The sequence below is a fragment of the Enterobacter sp. JUb54 genome, assembly GCF_014298075.1.
Lineage (GTDB): Bacteria > Pseudomonadota > Gammaproteobacteria > Enterobacterales > Enterobacteriaceae > Klebsiella > Klebsiella lignicola.
The window spans coordinates 1,038,220-1,058,924 of the sequence record NZ_CP060418.1 but is presented as its reverse complement, the minus strand read 5'-3'; the positions used below and the strand labels follow the sequence as shown (position 1 = coordinate 1,058,924).

Below are 20,705 nucleotides of genomic sequence, written 5' to 3'. Positions count from 1 at the left end.
ATTAAGATTTAGGGCTGTTGAGCTATCCAGCTCTGGCACCAGCCGCCATCCGGCGACTGGCAAAAGAATTAATCGACGACGGTAATACCGCCTTTGAGGGTCGATTGCTGCTCCACCGGGCTCAGACTGGAGAACGCATCGCGTTTCATCGTTTTCTGCCCGAGTGCATGTTGAGACTGGCGAGAGCCACCACCCTGATTCCCGCTGGACTTCAGGATGTGGTCTTTCTGCGGGTACTGCTCTACCAGGAATTCCAGCGCCTCATCAAAGGCCGCCAACTCACCCGGCTTAGAGCGGGAATAAATTTTGTTGCCTGTACCGTCGTAGGCAACGACTTTGCCATCTTCGACTTTGAACGATTGACCAAAGCGGGCCTGGAGCATGTCGGACGGAATTGCCACTTTATCTGCGATGAATTTCGAGCCAGAGAACCGACCGCCGATCATTTCCTGATAGAGCTGGCCTTCAAGGGTAGTCGCGCGCTGAGTGGCTTCATCGAGCTGAGTCTGGAACGATGCGGTGATATCAGCTTTCACCTGGTCAACAGCGCCCGCTTCGATCAGCTTTTTCTGGTCGATTTTAGTCATCATGTCGAGCGCTTCGAGAGCCTTAGTTGGGTCACCGATTTTGGCAAATTTAGACAGGTTGGCTTCAGCAGCCTCTTTGGCTTCACGATGAGATTTTGCCTCACCATTCAGGGCTGAAATTTTCCCCACCGCCTGGACGGCATCAAAACCGACCTCCTGGCCGTCGTCGTGGACATAGACGGGCAGGCCGCTCGCGTCAATTTCTGCATACTGCTTGCCGTTTACTTCTGCTGTCTTCAGTTTCATGTTGGTACCTTTTCATGGTCATCCGACCGTTGCACCGCTCACCATCCGGATTGCGGCAATAAAAAAAGGCCGCCCGGAGGCAGCCTGTGGTGAATTTCAGATATTAAAAAAGGCCGCCTTAGCGACCTTGATAGTGATATTCGTAGTGATGCAGTTTTCCGTCTATTACTATCTTTTCGAGCGTATATACCAGGATACCCTGTTCGAGATCATAGGCATCAAAACCATTGTCAAACATTGGGGATGCATCAGAAACAGGCTGAGGGAATTGAACTCGTTCGAATGGTACACCGTAGTCATCGGTGTGAGCGGGCACGGACTCACCATCTCTTGGCCCGCCCCTTAAAAAAATCTTCATGCTTAATAGCCCCCTGAATGAGACAGAATAAGTGTGGCGGCCGGTGCTGCCACGGCAAACGATAAAACGTTCGGCAGGGATTCACCGAAGTGAATCTGGTTTCCGGCTTGCCCGTTTCTCACGGGACGCTTTGGCGCGCAGGTCAGCATCCTACATTCACCACGAATTTACCCTATCACATTCTGGCATCTTTAAACGCTTGTGTGTCACGGTTACGTAGCTGGTCAAGCGTCAACCATTCGCCTTTGTCGCTGTAAAACTCATCAGGAGTCATGCCGCCATCACGAATCAGCCTGGCGCGCGTCACGCCAACAATCTGGGACTGCCGCGTGAATGATTGTCGCGAGAACCAGCCCTGATAATCGGTATCCGCAGGCACCTGACCATCCATGCTGGCGCGGGAGCTATCTGATATTTGACCTACGGCAATACCGAGCTCGTCCGCCGATTTAAGGATGTACGTTTCGACGCTGCGACAGCAAAAGTGAATTTTCCCCGGCCCCTGCAGGTAGGGGATTTTGTGGCCGATGGGTTTATCATCCAGGGTGTATTTGAGGCGGTCACGAATCCGGCAATCTTTTGATGTCCGGTTATCCAAAGTGGATAGCCACTGCTTGCCCTTCAGAATGTCGTCGTTCGCCGTCGCAAAACTCTGGCGCGCAGTTGCCGCCAGATGCCCTACAGCTGTTTTAGCAATACTGCCGGCGTTTGACCGGCTCATTTGCAGCGCGCCGTCCTGGTAGCCGCGGTTAGCATGGCCGCGAACCTTACGCGCAATCTGTTCCGTTGTATCGCCCAGCAGGAAACCCTGCCGCACGGTATTAGTGATGCGCGTCATGCGGTCGGCTTCAAGGCTGCCGGCCCACTCGCTCAGTAACCGCCCCTGAAAAGGCCGGGCCATTGCCGCGGCATAAACAGCGTCCGGGGAAATGCCCACCAGCGGATGAAACGCCAGCACATCATCAGGGATCGCAAACTGGAAGAGACTTAGCTGAAATCCTGCCTCATGATGCGCCAGCTCCTGCAACTCGCCAGCGAGGCTTTCGCTCATCGACTGCACCACATCATGATTTAGTGCCCTGACGCTGACCAGCAGAGATTCGAGCCTCGACACCGTGAAACTTTCAGCATCGAGAGTATCCATCGCCACCAGCAGCCGGGCCGTCAGTTCTGCGTCGCTGTCATTCAGGAGTTTTATCATCCTGTTCGCGACGCCAGTACTGTACTGACTCACCAAAATCGCGTGAGCCAGGCTTTCGTCACTGAGTTTTTCATTCGCCGTTGCCATCTCAACCACCTGGATTATTCGGGCCGCCGGCCAGCGTCACCTGCTGGTTCCTCAGTTCGTCGATCACCTCTTCCGGTTTCGCGTCCGGGTCGATGAATTTCAGCGCCTGAAGCACGCGAACCGCATCAATCTGGCGAATATCTCCACCCTGCCGAAGTGACTGAACCGCCGTCGCGGCCGCAGAGTCGAATGTCTGTGCCGAAACATCCAGCTCGGTACGCACATCAACATTACCGCCTTCTTTTTCGTCCAGCCATTCCGCCATGATCTGCAGAATGTTATCGAGCGCGTCTTCCAGTGAGCTTGCCATCGTATAAAGAGGTGAATTCTCCTGCATGTGCTCTTCATGCGTCTGGTCATCAGATTTGGTTGAGGTGTTTTCTGCGCGCAGCAACTTTGCCCCGGCCTGACGCATCTGGTTTTCCAGGTCTTCCAGTGAGATTTTCCCGGCGCCGATGGCTGCGCCGGTATGCTCAACATACTCAAGGCCCTGCCGCTCGCGATCGTCGAAACGGGTCGCAGTAGAAGATCCGATGGTTAACGCTTCTCCGTCAGCCAAACCGTAAGCCACCAGCAGCGGAACACGCGCGACGTGCAGGATGTTGTCTTGCTCGCTCTGGCTCTGCCAGTGCTTGATGTTCAGCAATGCCAGGTTTAGCAGCGGTGGAGAGCCGCGCATAAATCCTGTCCGTTTCGTGTAGAGCGTCACCAGGGGAATATCATCACGGCTGGTTTCCCACTCGTCGTGAAGTTGCCACTGACTTTCGCCGTTATCCCCCTTGTTACGGCGATAAATTTCGACTTTGCGGGGCATGATATGGCGAATTTGCTCCACCTTTGTCTGCCCGTAATCTTCGCCATCGACAACGATCACCTCTTTAATACGCAGGTCGGTCAGCACCACCTTCCCTTTGGCAACTTTCGACTTCCAGCCAATGACCTGCCGGGGGTTAAGCATCGTGGCGTATGGGCGGGAGCCTGCTGCTTTTTCGTCGGCCTTTGTTTTTACTGCCTCCGGGTCAACCTTCGGGAAATCCACCAGCGCATGCACCAGACCATACTGGAATCCGATACTGAAAAATTGCTGTGCCCAGACATCGATCCGGTTTCCTTCCATATCAATATCAGGCGCCAACTCCTGTATTGTTTCAGGCGTGTCTTCACTCAGAACCGTGGGCTCAGCAAATACCCGCCCAATATTCTGTTTAATGGCTTCTTCATAGGCAGGGAGCAAGGTTGCAACCGCTAATCGTTCTTTGTAGCTGTCAGGGTCTTCGTTAGGCCACTTAGGGAGATACGTCGTACCCTGGCGACGCATTTCGAGCGTGCCGCCCATCAACGCATCGTTGATATCCCACGCCTCTATCATGTCGTTGTAATCGAGATTGGGTGTTGAAATATCTGGCATGGTATTACATCCGCAGTTTAGTGACTTTGCCGGTTGGTTTGACGATCGGGAACTGTTTCACGATGAAGTAGCCGCCGGCATCGTTGGGGTGATCGTTATCGGCTTTTTTATCTGGCTCGCCGTTTTCACCCCATACCTGCTGCTCAAGCGATTCCGTATAGACCGGACACCGCTTCACATTTACTTTGTAGCGACGCTCGCCTTTGCCGTTACAGAACATGGCATTCATCGAATTGATACGGTCTTTTACCGGCGGGTTTGAATTGTTCACGATCACGTTGAAACCAGCCTGCTTAAGCTGGGCGATATCCGTAGTGCTGGCATGAGCTGATTTTCGGGAATCGCCAGAAGCGTCTGGGTAAATGTAGATTTCCCGCACCTTTCGATAGTCATGGCCGTCATACAGCCAGAACCGCTCTTTGATGATGCGAATGATGTCCGGGGTGTCGTAAGCCTTGATGATTTCCGTTACGGCACAGGGAAGCCCGAGGCGGAGAACGTGAACAATGCCGGCCATTTTCCCCACGTTAAAATCCATACCGATATAAAGCGGCTCGCCGGGCTGCTCTTCTTCTTTGCAGTTATTCAACTTGCGGTCGAACTGGTGGTAAATCGTCCCGCTGGTCAGGTTGGTAAACTGGCCGCGCAGGTACGCTTTAATCAACTCAGGCGGATAACTCGCCAGAAGAGAAGGAATATAGTCATCTGGCAGGTTTTTTTCGTTATCGAATGTTGAAGCCTGCACCAGGCCATACAGAGTTGCGAGTTCCGGGTCTTCGCGGATCGCTTTGACGAACTGTTGATAGACGAACTTAAATCCTTCAGGCGTCGTGGTGACATCTATCCCGTTCCGTAATCCGGCTATGTTATAGCGCATACGGGCAATGATTTTCCGCCAGGCTAACTCTGCCTTTTTGGCGGGCATCACGTCCAGTTCATCAATCAGCGCATTACCGATTTTAAAACCAACGATGGTGTGCGGCTTCTCCATTGAACGGCAGATTGTCGTTCCGCGATACTGACGCCCAGCGTAGAAATGAACCTCTTTATTACCTTCGTTGATTTTGACATTCAGGCCCCAGTCAAAGGCCACCTCTTCAACCGTGGGATAAAATATGTCGCGGATCTGGGGATACGTTGGTGCAAAATAGCCCTGGTTGATTTTAGGGTGCTCCCACATCCCCCTACATATGGAACTGCATCCCACCCAGGTTTTCCCGCTACCGAACCCACTGACAAATGCTCTGAATTTTCTCTGCATCGCGAGAAAGCGGGCCTGAGGGATGTTAAGCGTCGGTGCTATCGCCATCCTCTTCCCTCACTCTTGCATCCACGACGTTGATATTGATCGCTACCGGCGTTGGTTCGTCATCTTCAGGATCAGCTGCGAGCTCTTTCCGTAATTTTTCGACCTCCAGCTGTCGGCGCTCGATTTCAATCTGCTGCAGGCGCTGAGCAAATTCACTGTCAGCCAGGCCGAGGCGTTTCATCACAGCCTCGTACATTCGTTCACGGCTGATGGCGGTTATCTCTACGCCATTTTTCCCGAGCTTCACGCCGGAATAGGCAAGCGCAGCATCCGGTGCCAGTTTGCGCGTGTCAGCGAAGAACGGCTGGCCGATGCCGTCGCCATTGCAACGGGGGCATTCAGGATTGGGCGCGCTGGTGTGGTCATAGCCGTAACCACCAATGTCGAGAGGCTCGCGTCTTTTGCGCTCAAGCGCTTCGAGTCGCTTCTCTTCATACTCGACCGCATCACGCCATTGATACTGGTGACCGAAGCCCCAGCAGTAACGACAACTTCCGCGGCGATATTGTGAAAGCTGATTGGCATCGAAGGTGGCAAGCTGCCACATCTGTTCGAGCACTTCATCCGCGCTGCCGAGCGTGCGCACAATGGACGCTTTCTGCTGCTGCGCAATGGCCTGCGCAACTGAAGGTTTCTGAAGCAGCTGATAACCAATTTGTTCAGCAGTCTTCTTACTGTACCCAGCACGAATGGCGGCCTGCGTGGCGTTGTTGTCCTTCAGGTATTCCGCGACAAATAAACGCTGTTGAGCGGTGAGACCATCATCATCCGCCAGCTCTTCTGCGCACTTTTCCTTTTGCGCAGTGCGCAATTTCTTCTGCGCTGGTTTTTGCGCAGTTTGCGCAGAAGGTTTTTTGATATATCGACGGGCGGTAGCGTAGTTCAGTCCCTGCGCTTCACACCAATCCTTCGGTGATACGCCGGTTGCGGCATGATCGGACAGGAACCGTTGCTGAAGCTCGCCCCAGTCCGGTTTTGCCATGGTCTTTTCCTGTAGTTGAAGCCATTAAAAAAGCCAACAGCTATCTGATGGCCTTTGTAATGAGTTCCTTAACTGGATTACTCGGTGCCAGTATCAAACAGGGCCAGCGCTTCCGTCGCTTCCTGAATCGCCTTGATGGTCTTAGCTACCACTTCCGATTCGGTTACAACCCGGTTGTACTGTTGGATGAAAATCTGATACTTCAGCTGACTGTCCTGTACGAATGCAATCGCCTTAGCAGCGGCTGCTGTGTCGTAGTTCAGGACGGAAAGCAGATTAAGGCGAATTTGTTCTTCTGCGGTGATTTCTGCCATTTCTTACCTCTGTGCGATGTGGGGAGCATTACCGAAGTCACTATTCGTAGTACCTTCTGTAATGCCATTAAAAAAGCCACCCGGAGGTGGCCTTTGTGATGACATTAAATAGCCCTACAGGGCGCGTCTATCATAGATATTTTAGTCAAAAACACCGTTGATTACTGAAGTAACGATAGCCGTACTTAATGCGACTAATACCAAATCATCACCAACTGCTCGCCATTCATAACCAGGATAATATGGCAGGTCGTTGATCATCGATGCTGGAAGCGTTTTCTTTGCAATCCCCGGAGGTAACGGCTTGCCACGCACTAAGTTCTTAGCAATCCCCGGCGGCAAAGCCTGATAACCAACCAACCCGTAGTTCACCGCCAAAGAACGTGCTCGAGAGAAGCTGATGTCTGAGTCTACATGGTCTGGCTTACCGTAATTTTTACGATTTCCATGTTCATCACCTGACTTACCGTTCCCCTGAGCTTTGTCCCCGTGGTCTCCGCTATTCCCGTGGTTGCCACTATTGCCATGATTGCCACCGCCGCCGCTGTTACCATGCCCACCTCCGCCATTACCATTACCTGGGTTTGCGTAAACAGGAGCAGCAAGCACAGCAAGTGAAATAACCGCCGCCAGTGCAGTTTTGAGAGTGCGACGTTTAGACATGATAATTGTTCCTTTAGGTTAACTTGACGCCTTAAACATAAGACAAAGCAATACCCTTAACAATCTCATGTTTTCTTATTTTTGGAATGGCTCCTGTATGGCCAATAAAAAGCCGCATCAGCGACCTTGGTCTTTGTTTATTTATTCGAAACCTTACTGGCTCAGTCACGTATAGAACCAGCCCAATACACCAATAGCCATTGCAAGCACTATGAAAATAATTGAAGTTTTACGCATTAACACACCGTAAAAAGCTAAAGACATTGCGATACACAAAGTTATCAACACTGGCCACATGCTGAGTAGAAGTAAGAAATATGCCTCGATATCACTGTGAATAGTCATTTTTTTGCGAAAATCCGTAAATTTGACCTTCCATGGTCCTAAACTTCATCGCATGAGATCATGTGACGGCCCCTGATGTTGTTTGGACATTATCACAGTCACTCAGTGAAAACCGTTAAAAATCCGTTGGATGGTTTACTTACAATTGAGCTGGTGCAGCGTTTCGGTAATAGCTTTTTCCTAACGAAATTAGCTTTAGTCATTTGTTGCCATATCCCTCGCACAAAAAGCAAGTAACCACAGGGCTAGGGAGGTTATAAAGTGAGCTATCCCCTGTCCTATAGTGTATGGTTAGCAATCACTCACTAAGGACAAACGCCATGTCGACGCTCAAAGACAAGATACGTACACTCAGACCTTTAAAAAGCACCTGCCCTCACTGTTCTCGCCAGTCAACATACACCCTATCGAGAATAAAAAATGATGTAACGTTAATCTGTCCCTACTGCGGAAACATTTTCCTTCCCTCTGAAAGTAAACCTATTAAGTAACTGATTAACTGTTCTCCTGAAGCTTGATCGGCACTTAGGCTTCAGTTCAGGTAAACGAAACTACTGTCCACTTTCAAGATTTAAACCGGCACTCTCTATACGGTGTGGAGAACATTATCGAGCCAACTCGCAAGGTGGCTCTGTAATGCCCTACTCAGCCGGGATGATATCGATGAAATACTCTTTACCCTGCTCAAACTGTTCTGCCGCTGCGGGGTTAGAGATGACCATTTGAAGTTGACCGCTGGGGGTATACTTCGACCAGGTTTCGTTCTCCGTGCTGCCAGTCGTTACCGCGATAAGGTGGACGACAGCAGTAGAATTATCCGGCGATTTATTGATGCTGTTACATTGAAATTTTGCACGTACGGTCATTGGAACTCCTCGGTTAGTAAAAAGCCCCGCTATTGCGAGGCAATTCTTGTAGCGGCTCTTATCTCAGCGCAGCCCCTTACTGCGTGCTGGATACTCAGTTGAGTGGGCCAGCGTAGAGATATATGGACTGGCTGCTAGCCAGTCCGGCCTCTCCGGTAGTTGACAGAGCCATATCGACAGGAGAATGAAGAGTAGAAGCATGGTCACCTCAGGCACTGCGTGCGGATGTATTCCTGCAGGTAGCTCACTTGCCCTGTGATGGTGGCGATTCCGGCTCGGAGACTCCAATAATCCCGCTCAGCGGAGTCAGTAAGTCGGGGGCCGGCAGCATCGCCCAAGCCGCCGGCTGCGGTCGCTCCGTTCGCGGGACATTTTGCGTTGAGTTGCAACCTGCGCTGGCCAGAATCGACATCCCTACGCAAATCGCTAATGGTGTTTTGCGCATCGGCTAGTTCCTTCGTGTATTTGGCATCCAGCGCAGCGACATCGCGCTGACGGGTCTGCATGTCGGTGATGGTGGCGTTAGCCAAGCTGAGTTTTTCAGTGGCTTTATCGCGCTGCTCTTTGAACTGGGTAGCGTTGTCGTGGTAGTAATTAGCCAACCACCCAAAGCTGACTATCAAGCAGATAACCACTGCGCTGATAATGGCGGTTAGGCGGTTCATCGCTCATCCCCTACGGATTGCTGTACTTTGCCTACGAGTTGCGTATGCGCCCCAACCTCTGAAATGCCAATGCCGCTTATGCCGATGTATTCCTTCCCAGTTTGCTTGTCCTGAATGAGGTATACGCCGCGCCAGTTGTCGTAAGCCAGGGTGTCCCTGAACTCTGACATTTTGGTTACCTTGATGCGGTCTGCATCAGAAGAGAGCTGAGAAGATACAGCCATCGTTGATTTTGCTGGCTCAGGGCCGCTGTCGCAGGCCGACAGAAGAAATATTGCTATCAGTAATACCGCTCTCATTTCTGCCCCCAGAGACATACTTCGCGCTCAATCTCGCGCCTTGAGATAAGGCCTTTCCACTGCTTCCCGCCAGCGTATGTCCAGCGTTGCAATTCTTTGCACGCGCCTGGCACGTCTCCAGTATTCAGTTTCTTCAGCAGCGTGGAACTGGCGAATGCGCCAGAGCCAACGTTGTAGGTGAATGAGTAAAGCCCCGCCCGGGTGGTGTCGGGGATTTTTACCTTAATTAGCGGATCAATGGCCGTTGCCACCTTGCGCAGATCTGAATGCAGCAGGGCATCACATTCTTTGTCGGTGTACCGATGCCCGCGGCGAATATCGGCGCCAGTGTGACCATCGCATACAGTCCATACATCAACGACGTCCTGATATGCGTAATAGCGGCGCCCTTCCAGGCCATCAGCATTACCCAACATCACAGAAGCGATAGCGATAGCACCGGAACCGCCAGCTATTGCGCCAATCAGTTTATTCCTGAGCGTCGGATTCATCTCGACTCCTGTTGCGCCGGTTGTCTTCGCGGATTTTGAAATACAGATTCGTCAGGTATGTCAGGACGGCAATGATAATGCCCACCAGTACACCGATAGCGTTCCACTGCTCGGGGCTGTAAGCATTTAACATGCCGTTTAAGATGCTCCCGGCTGAAGCGCCATAGGCTGCACCAGTGGTTATTTTTTCCATGCGATGCATACTCTCACCTCGCGTTGTTTGCGGGTGCTATGTGTGTTTGAAAGGGTCAGGCTTCACTGGCTGGATTAACAACAACACGCGTCGAGGATGATTCCCGTGAGCCTGAAAATAAAAAAGGCCACCGGATGGTGACCTTTAGTGTTCCTGAGCATGGCTATTCTGATTTTAACTTTTCATATGATTCATTCATTTTTTGAACTGCACCGAGCATGCCTGAATCGTTACGCATCACCCATCGATAGCCGTATTGGCTGACAGGATTCATTGACTGGTATGTCACTGCGACTTGAAATAAAGAAACGCCATTACTCAATTGCGATTTAGCTGTGTAAACGCCATAGAGAAATAAAACGACAACAATTGTGATAATCCCTAAAATGATTTTTTTCATTCAGTCCACCATCCATAAATTCGCTTGGATTTTATTTCAGGTTCAGCATCAGTTCCAGTAAAAAAGCCCCGCACGATGGCGTGGCTTATTGGTTTTTATTGTTGCTATACGACGATGCGAGAGGGGCGCTGATGCAATACATCTCGCGAATACCCCTGTCGTATCGCCGGAAAACAAAAAGCCCCGGCGTTTGCCGAGGCTCTTAAATTTCTTCTTCAACGGTGAACATACAATGCCCATCGTTAGAACAAATTAACACGAATTCGGGAAAAGTAAATATCTCAGCGCGTTATTTGTTTGAGTTGTGCCTCTGCCCAGGCCTCCTCTATATCGAATTTAGTGATCAGTACGTCGAAAAACGGCTTAACCGACTTCTTCCAGGTATCTATGGTGATGGCATCAGTTATCTGGCAAATGGCACTGTGCACAGCAGTAGAGAGGATTCGCTCATACCCGCGACCGCCGCAGCGTTTGCAGTTACCCATGACAGGTACGCCCTGCTTCTCCGTCTCGTCCTGGTTCACTACCCGGCCCCGGCCGTGGCAGTCGTTACAGGCGGCACTGACGGTCCCTTTTCCATGGCACTTTTGGCAGAGCACCCTAACCTGCTCCCGGACCGACTTCACCTCCTCCCAGTATGATGGGTAGATCCCCTTCGTAACTTTAACCCACTTCGGCGGTTTACCGTCCGGATACGTTACTTTGTTGGTGAATACCACTGCGTCGGTGAATCCAGATCCATTGCAGCAGTCGCAGTTTTTTTTACTGGAAGCACTGCGAGAGTAATCCTCAAAGGCGTACTCTGCGAGAATCCGGATAATCTGGGGTTTTAATATTGGCGAGAGCTTGCGCAACGCTGCAACTTTATCGCATTTTGTAAGCGCGTACTCAGCCAATAGTCCGATAGCCCGATCCCGGTCATTATTGCTTATGCCCATCTTGCCCAGGAAAGCGCTATACCCCATCGCAGCACGTTCCTGCGTCATACCCATTGCCGCCATGATGTCGGTACCGGTCAGTGAATCAGAGGCGGTGGCACGCGGAGAATCGCTAATCAGCGTGGATTTTGCGAAGTGGTATTTCACTGTGTTTTCAAGATTCACGCTGCGGCCCTCTTTGGCTGTTTGGTTTTGGTCTGGTTCTGGTTGTGCTTTGCTACTGGCGGCATACTGGCGCGCTTAACGCTTTCTTCCTGGTATCTGACAATCTCTTCTTTGGTCATGCCGCGCACTCCTCAATGATGATTTGCCCCTTCTCTCCCCATATTTTGGTGATGCGGCAATCCCAGATGTGCGAATCATCATCATAGAGAGCATCCATCAGGGCTTTCAGCATGTTGTCGCAGTCAGGCTTTGACTGATGTGGTTGACCAGCGTGCTGGTCCTTCTTTTTCTGGCTCCAGCTTTGCGGCATGGGCAAAACGAACGTAACGTGGGCACCGGACACCGGGAGGTGAATTTTTCGCAGACGGGCTTCATCGCAAAACGCCCGGTAACGCATAACTGCCGGGCGCTGTTTCCACTTATCTGCTCGTGTCATTCGGGGCTTGCCCATGGGGGTGATATCGTAGATTTTCATGATTTAACGAGCCCCTCTTTCCGCCATATTTCCAGAGTGCGCATTACTCCCTCCGCGTGCATCAGGCGCAATTCATCATGGGTGTAATCGGTGATTTTCTTTCTACCGTCGATCAGGTCGTGGCAGTTGCTGCAGGCGATCGCCGCCTGGGTGTCATCGGGTTTGCAGCCAATACCGCACGTACCCGCCAGGCGGTAATGCGCCAGCACGCTGGTTTCCGGGTTGCCGTTACAGTAACCAGGGATCCGCACTGTGCATTCGCGGCCTCGGGCCTCTTTGCGAAAGTTAGCCATGCTCACCCCCACATCCTGTTGCGCCAGCGGGAATCCGGCCGCGGCGGGTTTTTGTCCTCCACCAGCTGCGCGCTGACGGTCCATGTCATAAAGTCAGGGTTTAAGCTTCGTTCGACCTTTACGCCCCGCTGACGATATCTCGCTACCAATTCTTCGGCCTGCTGCGTTGTGCAGTCGTTATGGTGAAACCACGAATATTTCATCGGCATCACCCCGCGAAGCTCAGAAGCTGGTTTGCGGCGTTCTCGACTTCCATCTGGCTGCCAAAAGAACGGGATAGGATCCAGCGCCAGAGAACATCGAGCGATGCTTTGTATAATTCCTGGAATTCGCATTCATCCATGCTGGAAAATGAAATGCTGCGGGGGTGTTTTTTCAGCGTGCCGTCCGGCAACTGGATGACGTCATAGTGGCCAGCTTCGACAATGACCCACGCCCGGTAAGCGTCAAAGGACTTGCAGATACTGATGCTGCAGGCGCGTTTCTCCGCTATCCGGTCGAGATATTGCTCGGCAGCGTCGAGCAACGCTGATTCATTGCCGCCATACGCTGCCAGGTATTTTGCATACCCGGTCACCAGTCGGCGTTCATTGGACGAGATCGCCCCGCCGGTAGGCTCCCAGTATTCAAATCCGAGATTGAGTAAAGCAAAGAAGCGGCGGTGAAACGCCGGATTTCGGACAAGCTTATATTCGGCTTCCAGGACGGCACCGAGCTTGCATTTTGACTGCAGAAAATCACTGGTCTCCTGCGTGGCAGGGATCAGTATGCCTTGAGACTGTTTTATTAGGTGTAATTGCTGCGCCATCGTTATCTCCGGTGGCGCAGTAGGTTAACGGTTGTTCAGGCCGTTGATTTCATATTATCAGAAGGTGGCAAAACTCGATAGCCAAGTCGTTGAGCAAACTTCATAAATCCATTCAGCGTAAAAATCTCTTCATCTGGCAATAATGGGCGCATCGAAATTATGCCATTAACCCTGTAAACCAGATGCCTTCCTTCGGCCGGGAAGCTACAAATAATGGCACCGTCTGATCTCCTAACAACGTCGTACCAGGAATGATCAGCAGGAACCTCAATACCATCACTCACATTACCCCCTGAGCGACATACAGACGCAAAAATTAAGTCCGGCGACAGCATCAAAGGGACACGCTTACTGCGATACTTTGCAAAATGCCAGCCACCAAAAAAGGTGAATTAGTAAAACCAGTCGTCAGCGCTTTCCCACGTCTCCTGGAGGATCTCTTCGATAGTTTCTTTATCGCCGGCCATGCCACCGAACACACTGAGCCCATCAGCCCCTGTACGGCGGATCGTCAATTTGCAGTTGTCATATTTTTGATTTAATCGTCGCAGCAACTCAGCCTCTAAAGCAGGCTCAGCTCCATCAGGCAATTTTTTCTTACGGTCGATCGTGATTTCAACTTTCATAGCTACCCCGCCACAATACTGTATAAATAAACAGTACACTTAACTCATTCAATGAGCAACATCTTAAAGGCACAAACTGTTTCTTTTTTGTCAGCAATGGGAAGTCAAAAAAACCATAGAAGTTTGAATCGACGCTATTTTTTTCGTTTATGAAGATCATCCCGACCACATCTAGAACAAAGAATGCTCATACAAGATTACTCTTAACCGATTGAGGGGTTACTCATACCTGCAATGAGATTATGGAGGGAAAAAACTAGATATGAGCACTGACTGGGGGATGCGTGAAATTGTTAGTTAAATGTTGCGAGCGACAACAAAAGTCACAAACCGTCAGCAGTAATTTATATGGTGTCGACTCAATGATTCCGCGGCATCAAGCCGCGTAATTTTTACAACCGTTGAAGAAATCAGCATTAGATCAGATTTACATTTTTATTTTCCAGTTTATTGACATCTTCGCCAGGCCTTATGCGACAAGGGCCCGGCGATTATTCCGCCTCCGCACCCTCAACTTAACGTCAAAATCAACTCTTGTACTCAAAAGAATCATCACTAAAATATTCACTATATAGCGTTATTTTTTTTTACAACCACTGCATATAGTAGTTATCCACAGAGTTATTACTAATGCTTCCCTGTGGAAAAAAAATGAAAAAGCCCGGCTGATTAGACCGGGCTCTTCAAGCGGGAACGGAGAATGGCCCTCTGAACCCGAGCCAAATGTATCTGGCGACTTGAGTTAGCTTAAACAAATGCACTGCATTCTTCAAGTTACTCAGGAGATGTCATGCATAAGCGGTGATGTTACATATTGATTTTAAAAACGAAATTTTTATCCGGGTTTTTGGTGATTCGAAATCCCCACCCAAACAAAAAATCGTGCCGAATGTATCTGGCGACTACGGATACAGCAACTGCGAAGGAAAGCCTGAGGGTGTTTGCAGCGAGGTTCGAGAAAACTAAGTGAGCCCCAAAAAATGGTTAACTTACTTTTCAAGATCGTACCTCCGATGGTCGTAATTATTAGAGCGATCATCGAGTACGTAAACCAGCGCCCATAAGCCTGGTTTTAATCAAAAGCCCGTGTAAACGGGCTTTTTTACCAAATTGAACTGTACCTGCCGAAATTGGATTTTTTCCTTGAACTCTCTTTACGGACCATTATCCTTCTGCTTTTAGCATCAAAATTTCTGCTAATTCTTAACTTATGCGGCTTTCCCCTGCTGACACATTTCTGGCAAATTAGCCCTAACTAGCGCCTCGGCAAACGGCGGTGGGACAGCATTGCCGCAGCGTGCCACCTGCTTATCTTTAGCGTATTTCTCGCCGCGGTAGTCCTGGTCGATGATGTACCACTCCGGGAAACCTTGGGCACGATACAGCTCACTCGGCTGCAGCATGCGCATGCCAATATCAACGATGCGGAATGTGGTGCCATCAATATTCACCAAGCCGGTACTATCCGGTCCGCAATACTCTTTCAGGAACGCCAGTACCTGCTGGGCGCGCACTTCATCGTATTCCTCGACCGCTAGTGTCGTTTTAACCTCCCCCACGTGCTGGCCGCCGGCTGTGATGGTCGGCATCGGTTCGTCAGCGCGCTGGCCGTCACGGCAGGTTCCACGCAACTTAACCAGGTGAGAAGCGACCACTGCATGATGGTCCACCGTCGTCACTGAATGCACTGGTTCATCCAGCCCCACCCCCGGCCCGGTGTAATTGCCGCCATAGTGCTTAGCCAGGAACGCACCGACTACGGCATGTTTCCCGCCACCAGCCACAACGGTACCCAGCGGCTTATCCAGTCCTGGCACGCGAGGTGCCTGGCCGGGCCGTTCTCCGTATCCTATTTGAATGAGCGTCGGCACAACCAACTGCGATTTACCACCGCCGCCCGCGGTGATTGTTGCGCTAGGCTCATCTGCCCGGTGTCCTATGCTGGCTCCGAACTGCCGGGCGATAACCGGAGCGACGACACAGGCGCGCGACTCTTTCAGGATGGTGTGTGCAGGTTTATCAAGAGGGCGGGGGTTTAGCCTGATACTCACTGCCTCCATTGCCAGCCAGGAACGGTGCTAAAGCAGCTTCGACAATACCCAGGGCATGCCCATTACCGCCCGGGCGTTTTGACGTGCCGGCGGTCACCGTCGGTACCGGCTCGGTGACTGGCTGCCCGGTGGCGCCGGTGCGGAATTTTGTCAGGTGCTGCACCGCTACCCCAAAGCCGTGGGTTTTGGTAATCGTCTGCAGCGGATCCGCCAGCGACTGCCCCCTGAAACAGTCATATTTTCCTTTGGTCGTGGTGTGGTTGCACTTCACGATGAACGGCGAAGCGCTGTCGATAACGAACCGCTGTATGCCGCGGGCAATACGTTTGAGCGTGTTCTCTGCCAACGGCTTTTTACGGTCGAATATGCTCGGCGCGGGGATAGACCAGTCGATGCATTCCGCAGCTGTACGCCACGGCGCCAGTTTGCCAGCCAGCACCGCTGGTGATTTCGGATCCCCGTGGGTGGCTTCCGGCCACACTATCGGCTGCCCGTCTCGGCGCATAACCATGAAGAAGCGTTTTCGTATTGTCGGTGCGCCGTAGTCACAGGCGCGTAGTTCGCGATACTCAACTGTGTACCCCAGGCCTTTTACCAGCCGGGCGGCATCCTCACTATCAAGCGAAATATTCAGAAAATCGCAGCACTCCACCAGCGCCGGATGGTCTGCAGGAATTCCGGTAGTCAGCATGCCGACAAATGCCTGGAATGTTTCCCCGACGCGTTCCGGGTCTGGCCGCATCTCAGCCGCCAGCAGCGGCCCCCACGTTTTAAACTCTTCGACGTTTTCCAGCATCATCACACGTGGATCTACATCAAGCCCCCAGCGAAGTGTTACCCACGCCAGCCCGCGAATTGCCTTTTCAACTGGTTTAGCCCCTTTCGCTTTCGAAAAGTGGCGGCAGTCTGGCGAAAACCAGGCCAGTCCGACGCGGCGGCCGGCAGTCGCAACCTTAGGGCGAACCTCATACACAGATTCGCAATAATGCAACGTATCCGGGTGGTTCGTAGTGTGCATGGCTACCGCGTTGGGATCGTGGTTTATCGCAATATCCACGCTGCGGCCTATCGCCAACTCAATCCCCGTTGAGGCGCCACCGCCACCAGCAAAGTTATCAACGATGATTTCTCTCACGCGTATTTCCCCATGGCGCAGGCCAACGAACGAGCCGCGGCGATAATTGACGATACCGGCATTTTCTCCAACCACATACGGTTGATATGATGATGCAGTCGGCGTTGGTGATGCGCCGGCAATTCACCGGCGTTTTCGACTTCAGAGAAAACCATCGTTACTTCAGCGGGCCATACAGTTTCTGGTACATCCACCAGCAGCAGCTGCTCCAGCTCTAGAATGCGTTTGCAGGCATACTGCAGCGATGGTTCCATTTCCTTGTTCATGCCTGCGCTCCTTCCAAAGCAACCGCAATAGCTTCAAAAAAACCATCACGGGTATGATTTGTCATCGCTGGTACGAATGCAGCCATCAACAGCTCCTGATCGCAGTTTTCGTCTTCAGAGAGCATCGCTATTTTTTTATCCAGACGATTCTTTGCGTCCTGCAGCTGCTCGTTCTTACTGGCGCGTTGGATGTAGTCCGCAATGATTGCGATCGCTTTGTTCGTCAACTTCACTGTGACTTCACTCATAATTTGCTCCCGATTTTCTCAATCGTTTCCAGCAAAAGCCGACGGCGCGTATTCTCGGCAAAGTGCCGGCGCCCGGTATCTTTGTGGTAAAACTCGTTTTTTCCCACCACCCACATACTTTCCGTCGCGTGCAGCTTTTTACGTTTCGGTCCGTCTTTGGTAATCACAATACCGATATGAGTTTTCTCGATAGTCATAAGGCCTCCCCGCGCGCAGTTGTCGGCCTACTTGCGCAGATAGCTTCCTGCACATCCAGAACACGCTGAAATACAGGACTGCCCAGCAGGCTGTAGTTCATACCAACAGCCGTTTTTGGCACTAGGCCAAACCGCTTCATGTCAAAATCGATGATTGCGCGCTGATCGCGGAATAAGCCCAGCCGACCGTGGCGAACTACTTCGCCGGTAGCTTCCGCATCGAGGAAGTATTTCTGGACAGTGCTACGGCACAAACCCAGTTTTCTCATTGCGTCGTTGGCTGTCAGACGCCCCTGATGTCTGGTGATCCTAATAACCGCACGGACGTACTCCCGGCGCTCTGCAACTGACAAAGCTCTAGCCATGGTTGCGCCCTCTTCCCAAACCAAATTTCGCGCGAATTTCCGCAATTTTATTAAGCCCCTGCTCATTGGTTAGCGGTTTCCCACCGAGTAAGGGGATCCGCTTCACTGGTTCCGGAATAACCTCACCTGCGTTCAGACGGCGTACCATGCGGGAGAGTTCATCCGAAGCTTTCCGACGCAACTCAGCATCACTGAGCGAATTTGCTCGCATGTCGGTATACAACCCAGTGACCATCCAGTAATGCGCGTTGTTTTCCCACGGGTAAGATTCTGCGTCGGGATACTGGCCTCGAGTTCGGCAATAGCGATAAACCATTTCCACCAGTTGGCCGACATCGGGTAGCCCTGCCGCGATGGCTTGCTCAGAACGGCACCATGCGACGAACTGTCCAGGCGACGGCATGAAGGGTTTTTCCTGTTTGCGGGCTACACGCATCCCGGCGTTGATTTGCTCGACCGTGGTGATCCCGTTTTCTTTGAACGCAAGGAGCCACTGCCGACGCATTTCGTTGAAGTCTTCCGGGGATTTACTGGCTAGTGCAGGGAACACCGCGAGCAACTGCCGAAACAGTTCGTTGAATACCTCAGCCGTTTTTGTCGCCTGATGTGCAAAGCTCTGCGCATCCTGCTGTTCTGGCATTCCGGCGGCGATGCGTTGGAAGTTCTTCCGATCGAAGTTATGCATACTTTCAGCGATAGATTTCATTCGAGTACCCCATCGATCCAGTCGGTATTGTCCAGCGCACTGGCACCGGATTTGGCTTTTGATGGACCTGGTCTACGAAGACGTTTGGTCGCGAGCTGATCCCACTTCTTGCGAAGGCTTGATGGGCTGAGGATATTTTCCTTCCAGAATTCGTCTTCGTTGGCCCATTTGAACAACTCGCAGATTTCGTAGTGACTGCGATTGTCCTGCAGGCGCATCAGGCGGATGGTGTTTGCCCACTCAACCCAGTTAGGTTCTGACAGGGAGGCGTTGACAGTGGTGACCTTGTCGAAAATCCAGCGAGCGGCCTTCAGGTCGTCAGCAGTTCCCCATGACTTTCCAGCGGGGGTGTAAATTCCGCCCGCAGCTTCAGGATGGCGAGAGAGAAATTTTTGAGTTTTCTCGTTTCGGGATTCTTCAGAATTCCGAGACGAAGATCTTTTAATATTGTTTTTGTTATAGTCTTGGGTGTCTACCGTTTCCGGGAAGGTTTTTTCCGATTCCGGGAAGGAAATTCCCGTTTTCGGGAAGAGTTTTCCCGTTTTCGGTTTGTCCAAAATCCAGGCAGATAGCTCAGTATTTATCCCGACAGTTTTCATCACTCCATGCTTGTGACTGAAGATTATTTCTCGCGCTGCGAGGAGTTTAATTGCGTCGGAAACGTGCGAGTCACTCAGCCCTGTTAACTCAGAAATCACTGTATTTGTTACACGGTCACTTTTTTTGTTCCAGCCGTAGGTAAGCCAGATCACCGCCTCGAGGCACTGCCACTCACGGCCGGACATGCGAAGACGCGGCTTGAGTTTTTGTATCTCATTGGCGATTCTGGTGTAGCCATTGGACAGGTCGGCCATGCGACCTCCCGTTAGTTCGGTATTGATTGGAAAATTGATAACTTCAGCGGTATTTGACATACTTAATCCCGTGAATTGCCCACATTGATTCACTCGAAGACCGGCTGTGTTCGAGCACAACGGTCTTCACCCTTTCAGAACAACCCTGCCTGATTACTTCCCTTTCGCACCGCGCGCTTGGCTTCGCGACGTTCAGCTGTTCTGGTTTGTTTCTCCGCCCATAACTTTGCGTATCGCATAACATCGTCAAACATCCCCCCTTTACGACTTGCCTGTGACATACGCTTGTACATATCGACCGCCTGGTATGCCCCCCCTGAGCCAATGCCTGCGTGAATCCCTGCCGAAGCAGTTCTTCGCGGACGTTCTTCTCAATGAATTCGATATGGTTCATGGCTACCCTCTTACATCGCACCGAGCATCGAGGTCACAATGGCCATCAGTGGCGCCGTCAACTCCGGATCAATCCGGAACATCTCAACAATTCCCTCACTGAGTTCTTTCAGTTTTTGATGGCGCGGAGCTCCCATAGCAACAGCCACCTTTGCTTCGCTGGTTTCTTTCTCCAGTCGAGCCAGTCGGGACATAAAATTGTCTTCGGGTAAAAGTCGGTGACGGTATTCCAGAGGAAGAACGGCCATGATTGCGGGCGTCAGTTGGCGTGTATACTCGCGGTACTTTTCCGATTCGGCCGGGTTATCCAGATAGCGAAAGAGTTTCTGACGAGCACGGCTGAGGTCTTCAGGAAAATCGATGCCCTCGCCGCCCTGCTGGCGCCATTCTTCGATGATGTATGCGGAGACAACATCCTGTCCTGCAACCGATGCCCAGGCACGAACGGCAGAGCGAATGTTGTCATGCTCAGCCACTCTCGGCTGATTTCGCTTTATCAGAGCGCCGGCGTTGAATCCGGTATTTTGTTGGAAGGAAAGTGTTTGCATAGTTAGCCTTCCTGTTTTGGCAGACCGTCGGTCGGGTTTGGGTAGAGATCTGGGCGCAGTTCGTGCGGCGTGACGCCGGTTGCTTTGTAAATTTGAATAACACGAGAGGACGGAACGCCGTTCTTTCGCCACAAAGACACGGCCATTTTGGTTACTCCGATAGCCAAACCTAGCGCACTCGCAGAACCAGATTGTTGAATAGCGTTTTCAATACCAGTCATAG

At 51.5% G+C, this 20,705-nt stretch carries 31 protein-coding genes and 1 pseudogene; 1 reads left to right on the top strand and 31 read right to left on the bottom strand.

Going from position 1 to position 20,705, the window contains the following annotated elements; genetic code table 11:
• Positions 1–68: 68 nt before the first annotated feature.
• The 8 genes from HF679_RS04805 to HF679_RS04770 all read right to left on the bottom strand — a co-directional run bounded on the left by HF679_RS04805 (position 69) and on the right by HF679_RS04770 (position 7,155).
• A complete protein-coding gene (locus HF679_RS04805) occupies positions 69–833 on the bottom strand; it encodes a DUF6651 domain-containing protein (protein ID WP_154145322.1) in 765 nt (254 codons plus the stop codon).
• A 118-nt stretch (positions 834–951) separates the two neighbouring features.
• On the bottom strand, positions 952–1,191 hold the full coding sequence (locus HF679_RS04800; RefSeq protein WP_154145323.1) for a hypothetical protein: 240 nt from the start codon (positions 1,189–1,191) through the stop codon (positions 952–954).
• A 175-nt stretch (positions 1,192–1,366) separates the two neighbouring features.
• The gene (locus HF679_RS04795) at positions 1,367–2,479 is read right to left on the bottom strand and encodes a phage minor head protein (protein WP_187042666.1); all 1,113 of its coding nucleotides are present in this window, start codon (positions 2,477–2,479) and stop codon (positions 1,367–1,369) included.
• 1 nt (position 2,480) lies between these two features.
• Entirely contained in the window at positions 2,481–3,887 is a 1,407-nt protein-coding gene (locus tag HF679_RS04790) for a DUF4055 domain-containing protein (protein ID WP_143716470.1), read from the bottom strand.
• Positions 3,888–3,891: 4 nt separating this feature from the next.
• Complete coding sequence (locus HF679_RS04785; RefSeq protein WP_123552188.1) at positions 3,892–5,196, bottom strand: terminase large subunit domain-containing protein; 1,305 nt, start codon at positions 5,194–5,196, stop codon at positions 3,892–3,894.
• The gene (locus HF679_RS04780) at positions 5,174–6,178 is read right to left on the bottom strand and encodes a terminase small subunit (protein ID WP_135184457.1); all 1,005 of its coding nucleotides are present in this window, start codon (positions 6,176–6,178) and stop codon (positions 5,174–5,176) included. The genes HF679_RS04785 and HF679_RS04780 overlap by 23 nt, the downstream gene beginning before the upstream one ends.
• A gap of 77 nt (positions 6,179–6,255) precedes the next feature.
• Positions 6,256–6,492: a DUF2560 family protein gene (locus HF679_RS04775; RefSeq protein ID WP_076946746.1), complete on the bottom strand. Its 237-nt coding sequence runs from the start codon at positions 6,490–6,492 to the stop codon at positions 6,256–6,258.
• 141 nt (positions 6,493–6,633) lie between these two features.
• Positions 6,634–7,155, bottom strand: coding sequence for an anti-virulence regulator CigR family protein (locus tag HF679_RS04770; protein WP_115192532.1), 522 nt, complete (start codon positions 7,153–7,155; stop codon positions 6,634–6,636).
• 632 nt (positions 7,156–7,787) lie between these two features.
• On the opposite strand from HF679_RS04770, the gene HF679_RS25000 reads away from it, so the two are divergent.
• Positions 7,788–7,991 carry a YnfU family zinc-binding protein gene (locus HF679_RS25000; protein ID WP_404680224.1) on the top strand — a complete coding sequence of 68 codons (204 nt, stop codon included), beginning with the start codon at positions 7,788–7,790 and terminating at the stop codon, positions 7,989–7,991.
• 150 nt (positions 7,992–8,141) lie between these two features.
• On the opposite strand, the gene HF679_RS04765 is transcribed toward HF679_RS25000, so the two are convergent.
• From HF679_RS04765 to HF679_RS04665, 23 genes and pseudogenes are all read right to left on the bottom strand, one after another.
• Complete coding sequence (locus tag HF679_RS04765) at positions 8,142–8,366, bottom strand: hypothetical protein (protein WP_041145885.1); 225 nt, start codon at positions 8,364–8,366, stop codon at positions 8,142–8,144.
• A gap of 203 nt (positions 8,367–8,569) precedes the next feature.
• The gene (locus HF679_RS04760) at positions 8,570–9,031 is read right to left on the bottom strand and encodes a lysis protein (protein ID WP_143716468.1); all 462 of its coding nucleotides are present in this window, start codon (positions 9,029–9,031) and stop codon (positions 8,570–8,572) included.
• Positions 9,028–9,330, bottom strand: a complete 303-nt coding sequence (locus HF679_RS04755; RefSeq protein WP_143716466.1) for a hypothetical protein — start codon at positions 9,328–9,330, stop codon at positions 9,028–9,030. The genes HF679_RS04760 and HF679_RS04755 overlap by 4 nt, the downstream gene beginning before the upstream one ends.
• Positions 9,327–9,821 (bottom strand): lysozyme, encoded by a 495-nt coding sequence (locus HF679_RS04750; protein ID WP_187042665.1) that lies wholly within the window; start codon positions 9,819–9,821, stop codon positions 9,327–9,329. The genes HF679_RS04755 and HF679_RS04750 overlap by 4 nt, the downstream gene beginning before the upstream one ends.
• Positions 9,799–10,023, bottom strand: coding sequence for a class II holin family protein (locus tag HF679_RS04745; protein ID WP_064367594.1), 225 nt, complete (start codon positions 10,021–10,023; stop codon positions 9,799–9,801). The genes HF679_RS04750 and HF679_RS04745 overlap by 23 nt, the downstream gene beginning before the upstream one ends.
• 154 nt (positions 10,024–10,177) lie before the next feature.
• A complete protein-coding gene (locus HF679_RS04740; protein WP_134935979.1) occupies positions 10,178–10,414 on the bottom strand; it encodes a hypothetical protein in 237 nt (78 codons plus the stop codon).
• 281 nt (positions 10,415–10,695) lie between these two features.
• Positions 10,696–11,517, bottom strand: coding sequence for an antitermination protein (locus tag HF679_RS04735; protein ID WP_134935981.1), 822 nt, complete (start codon positions 11,515–11,517; stop codon positions 10,696–10,698).
• Positions 11,514–11,636: a hypothetical protein gene (locus tag HF679_RS24825; protein ID WP_224262311.1), complete on the bottom strand. Its 123-nt coding sequence runs from the start codon at positions 11,634–11,636 to the stop codon at positions 11,514–11,516. The genes HF679_RS04735 and HF679_RS24825 overlap by 4 nt, the downstream gene beginning before the upstream one ends.
• Complete coding sequence (locus HF679_RS04730) at positions 11,633–11,992, bottom strand: RusA family crossover junction endodeoxyribonuclease (protein ID WP_134935983.1); 360 nt, start codon at positions 11,990–11,992, stop codon at positions 11,633–11,635. Before HF679_RS04730 ends, HF679_RS24825 begins: the two co-directional genes overlap by 4 nt.
• Complete coding sequence (locus HF679_RS04725; protein ID WP_187042664.1) at positions 11,989–12,285, bottom strand: DUF1364 domain-containing protein; 297 nt, start codon at positions 12,283–12,285, stop codon at positions 11,989–11,991. Before HF679_RS04725 ends, HF679_RS04730 begins: the two co-directional genes overlap by 4 nt.
• 2 nt (positions 12,286–12,287) lie before the next feature.
• Positions 12,288–12,494 carry a hypothetical protein gene (locus tag HF679_RS24820; RefSeq protein ID WP_224262309.1) on the bottom strand — a complete coding sequence of 69 codons (207 nt, stop codon included), beginning with the start codon at positions 12,492–12,494 and terminating at the stop codon, positions 12,288–12,290.
• Positions 12,494–13,093 carry a DUF1367 family protein gene (locus HF679_RS04720; protein ID WP_187042663.1) on the bottom strand — a complete coding sequence of 200 codons (600 nt, stop codon included), beginning with the start codon at positions 13,091–13,093 and terminating at the stop codon, positions 12,494–12,496. The genes HF679_RS24820 and HF679_RS04720 overlap by 1 nt, the downstream gene beginning before the upstream one ends.
• 35 nt (positions 13,094–13,128) lie before the next feature.
• Complete coding sequence (locus HF679_RS04715) at positions 13,129–13,377, bottom strand: hypothetical protein (RefSeq protein WP_104897250.1); 249 nt, start codon at positions 13,375–13,377, stop codon at positions 13,129–13,131.
• A gap of 108 nt (positions 13,378–13,485) precedes the next feature.
• Positions 13,486–13,719, bottom strand: coding sequence for a DinI family protein (locus HF679_RS04710; protein WP_104897251.1), 234 nt, complete (start codon positions 13,717–13,719; stop codon positions 13,486–13,488).
• Positions 13,720–14,927: 1,208 nt separating this feature from the next.
• A pseudogene (locus HF679_RS04705) lies at positions 14,928–16,905 on the bottom strand (DNA cytosine methyltransferase).
• Positions 16,902–17,159, bottom strand: coding sequence for a hypothetical protein (locus tag HF679_RS04700; RefSeq protein WP_040198816.1), 258 nt, complete (start codon positions 17,157–17,159; stop codon positions 16,902–16,904). The pseudogene HF679_RS04705 and the gene HF679_RS04700 overlap by 4 nt, the downstream one beginning before the upstream one ends.
• 8 nt (positions 17,160–17,167) lie before the next feature.
• Entirely contained in the window at positions 17,168–17,419 is a 252-nt protein-coding gene (locus tag HF679_RS04695; RefSeq protein WP_015958290.1) for a hypothetical protein, read from the bottom strand.
• The gene (locus HF679_RS04690; protein WP_015958289.1) at positions 17,416–17,616 is read right to left on the bottom strand and encodes a hypothetical protein; all 201 of its coding nucleotides are present in this window, start codon (positions 17,614–17,616) and stop codon (positions 17,416–17,418) included. Before HF679_RS04690 ends, HF679_RS04695 begins: the two co-directional genes overlap by 4 nt.
• The gene (locus HF679_RS04685; RefSeq protein ID WP_154145336.1) at positions 17,613–17,981 is read right to left on the bottom strand and encodes a DUF977 family protein; all 369 of its coding nucleotides are present in this window, start codon (positions 17,979–17,981) and stop codon (positions 17,613–17,615) included. Before HF679_RS04685 ends, HF679_RS04690 begins: the two co-directional genes overlap by 4 nt.
• Positions 17,974–18,687, bottom strand: a complete 714-nt coding sequence (locus tag HF679_RS04680; RefSeq protein WP_046852412.1) for a replication protein P — start codon at positions 18,685–18,687, stop codon at positions 17,974–17,976. Before HF679_RS04680 ends, HF679_RS04685 begins: the two co-directional genes overlap by 8 nt.
• Positions 18,684–19,601, bottom strand: coding sequence for a replication protein (locus HF679_RS04675; protein WP_046852411.1), 918 nt, complete (start codon positions 19,599–19,601; stop codon positions 18,684–18,686). The genes HF679_RS04680 and HF679_RS04675 overlap by 4 nt, the downstream gene beginning before the upstream one ends.
• A 344-nt stretch (positions 19,602–19,945) precedes the next feature.
• Positions 19,946–20,482, bottom strand: coding sequence for a toxin YdaT domain-containing protein (locus HF679_RS04670; RefSeq protein WP_187042662.1), 537 nt, complete (start codon positions 20,480–20,482; stop codon positions 19,946–19,948).
• A 2-nt stretch (positions 20,483–20,484) separates the two neighbouring features.
• Entirely contained in the window at positions 20,485–20,703 is a 219-nt protein-coding gene (locus HF679_RS04665; protein ID WP_041937615.1) for a transcriptional regulator, read from the bottom strand.
• Between the last annotated feature and the right edge of the window lie 2 nt (positions 20,704–20,705).

What these genes read in the sequence shown, in the direction of transcription:
- HF679_RS04805 (WP_154145322.1), bottom strand. Translation starts at nt 833, where the DNA reads ATGAAACTGAAGACAGCAGAAGTAAACGGCAAGCAGTATGCAGAAATT.
- HF679_RS04800 (WP_154145323.1), bottom strand. Translation starts at nt 1,191, where the DNA reads ATGAAGATTTTTTTAAGGGGCGGGCCAAGAGATGGTGAGTCCGTGCCC.
- HF679_RS04795 (WP_187042666.1), bottom strand. Translation starts at nt 2,479, where the DNA reads ATGGCAACGGCGAATGAAAAACTCAGTGACGAAAGCCTGGCTCACGCG.
- HF679_RS04790 (WP_143716470.1), bottom strand. Translation starts at nt 3,887, where the DNA reads ATGCCAGATATTTCAACACCCAATCTCGATTACAACGACATGATAGAG.
- HF679_RS04785 (WP_123552188.1), bottom strand. Translation starts at nt 5,196, where the DNA reads ATGGCGATAGCACCGACGCTTAACATCCCTCAGGCCCGCTTTCTCGCG.
- HF679_RS04780 (WP_135184457.1), bottom strand. Translation starts at nt 6,178, where the DNA reads ATGGCAAAACCGGACTGGGGCGAGCTTCAGCAACGGTTCCTGTCCGAT.
- HF679_RS04775 (WP_076946746.1), bottom strand. Translation starts at nt 6,492, where the DNA reads ATGGCAGAAATCACCGCAGAAGAACAAATTCGCCTTAATCTGCTTTCC.
- HF679_RS04770 (WP_115192532.1), bottom strand. Translation starts at nt 7,155, where the DNA reads ATGTCTAAACGTCGCACTCTCAAAACTGCACTGGCGGCGGTTATTTCA.
- HF679_RS25000 (WP_404680224.1), top strand. Translation starts at nt 7,788, where the DNA reads ATGGTTAGCAATCACTCACTAAGGACAAACGCCATGTCGACGCTCAAA.
- HF679_RS04765 (WP_041145885.1), bottom strand. Translation starts at nt 8,366, where the DNA reads ATGACCGTACGTGCAAAATTTCAATGTAACAGCATCAATAAATCGCCG.
- HF679_RS04760 (WP_143716468.1), bottom strand. Translation starts at nt 9,031, where the DNA reads ATGAACCGCCTAACCGCCATTATCAGCGCAGTGGTTATCTGCTTGATA.
- HF679_RS04755 (WP_143716466.1), bottom strand. Translation starts at nt 9,330, where the DNA reads ATGAGAGCGGTATTACTGATAGCAATATTTCTTCTGTCGGCCTGCGAC.
- HF679_RS04750 (WP_187042665.1), bottom strand. Translation starts at nt 9,821, where the DNA reads ATGAATCCGACGCTCAGGAATAAACTGATTGGCGCAATAGCTGGCGGT.
- HF679_RS04745 (WP_064367594.1), bottom strand. Translation starts at nt 10,023, where the DNA reads ATGCATCGCATGGAAAAAATAACCACTGGTGCAGCCTATGGCGCTTCA.
- HF679_RS04740 (WP_134935979.1), bottom strand. Translation starts at nt 10,414, where the DNA reads ATGAAAAAAATCATTTTAGGGATTATCACAATTGTTGTCGTTTTATTT.
- HF679_RS24825 (WP_224262311.1), bottom strand. Translation starts at nt 11,636, where the DNA reads ATGACCAAAGAAGAGATTGTCAGATACCAGGAAGAAAGCGTTAAGCGC.
- HF679_RS04730 (WP_134935983.1), bottom strand. Translation starts at nt 11,992, where the DNA reads ATGAAAATCTACGATATCACCCCCATGGGCAAGCCCCGAATGACACGA.
- HF679_RS04725 (WP_187042664.1), bottom strand. Translation starts at nt 12,285, where the DNA reads ATGGCTAACTTTCGCAAAGAGGCCCGAGGCCGCGAATGCACAGTGCGG.
- HF679_RS24820 (WP_224262309.1), bottom strand. Translation starts at nt 12,494, where the DNA reads ATGCCGATGAAATATTCGTGGTTTCACCATAACGACTGCACAACGCAG.
- HF679_RS04720 (WP_187042663.1), bottom strand. Translation starts at nt 13,093, where the DNA reads ATGGCGCAGCAATTACACCTAATAAAACAGTCTCAAGGCATACTGATC.
- HF679_RS04710 (WP_104897251.1), bottom strand. Translation starts at nt 13,719, where the DNA reads ATGAAAGTTGAAATCACGATCGACCGTAAGAAAAAATTGCCTGATGGA.
- HF679_RS04700 (WP_040198816.1), bottom strand. Translation starts at nt 17,159, where the DNA reads ATGGAACCATCGCTGCAGTATGCCTGCAAACGCATTCTAGAGCTGGAG.
- HF679_RS04695 (WP_015958290.1), bottom strand. Translation starts at nt 17,419, where the DNA reads ATGAGTGAAGTCACAGTGAAGTTGACGAACAAAGCGATCGCAATCATT.
- HF679_RS04690 (WP_015958289.1), bottom strand. Translation starts at nt 17,616, where the DNA reads ATGACTATCGAGAAAACTCATATCGGTATTGTGATTACCAAAGACGGA.
- HF679_RS04685 (WP_154145336.1), bottom strand. Translation starts at nt 17,981, where the DNA reads ATGGCTAGAGCTTTGTCAGTTGCAGAGCGCCGGGAGTACGTCCGTGCG.
- HF679_RS04680 (WP_046852412.1), bottom strand. Translation starts at nt 18,687, where the DNA reads ATGAAATCTATCGCTGAAAGTATGCATAACTTCGATCGGAAGAACTTC.
- HF679_RS04675 (WP_046852411.1), bottom strand. Translation starts at nt 19,601, where the DNA reads ATGTCAAATACCGCTGAAGTTATCAATTTTCCAATCAATACCGAACTA.
- HF679_RS04670 (WP_187042662.1), bottom strand. Translation starts at nt 20,482, where the DNA reads ATGCAAACACTTTCCTTCCAACAAAATACCGGATTCAACGCCGGCGCT.
- HF679_RS04665 (WP_041937615.1), bottom strand. Translation starts at nt 20,703, where the DNA reads ATGACTGGTATTGAAAACGCTATTCAACAATCTGGTTCTGCGAGTGCG.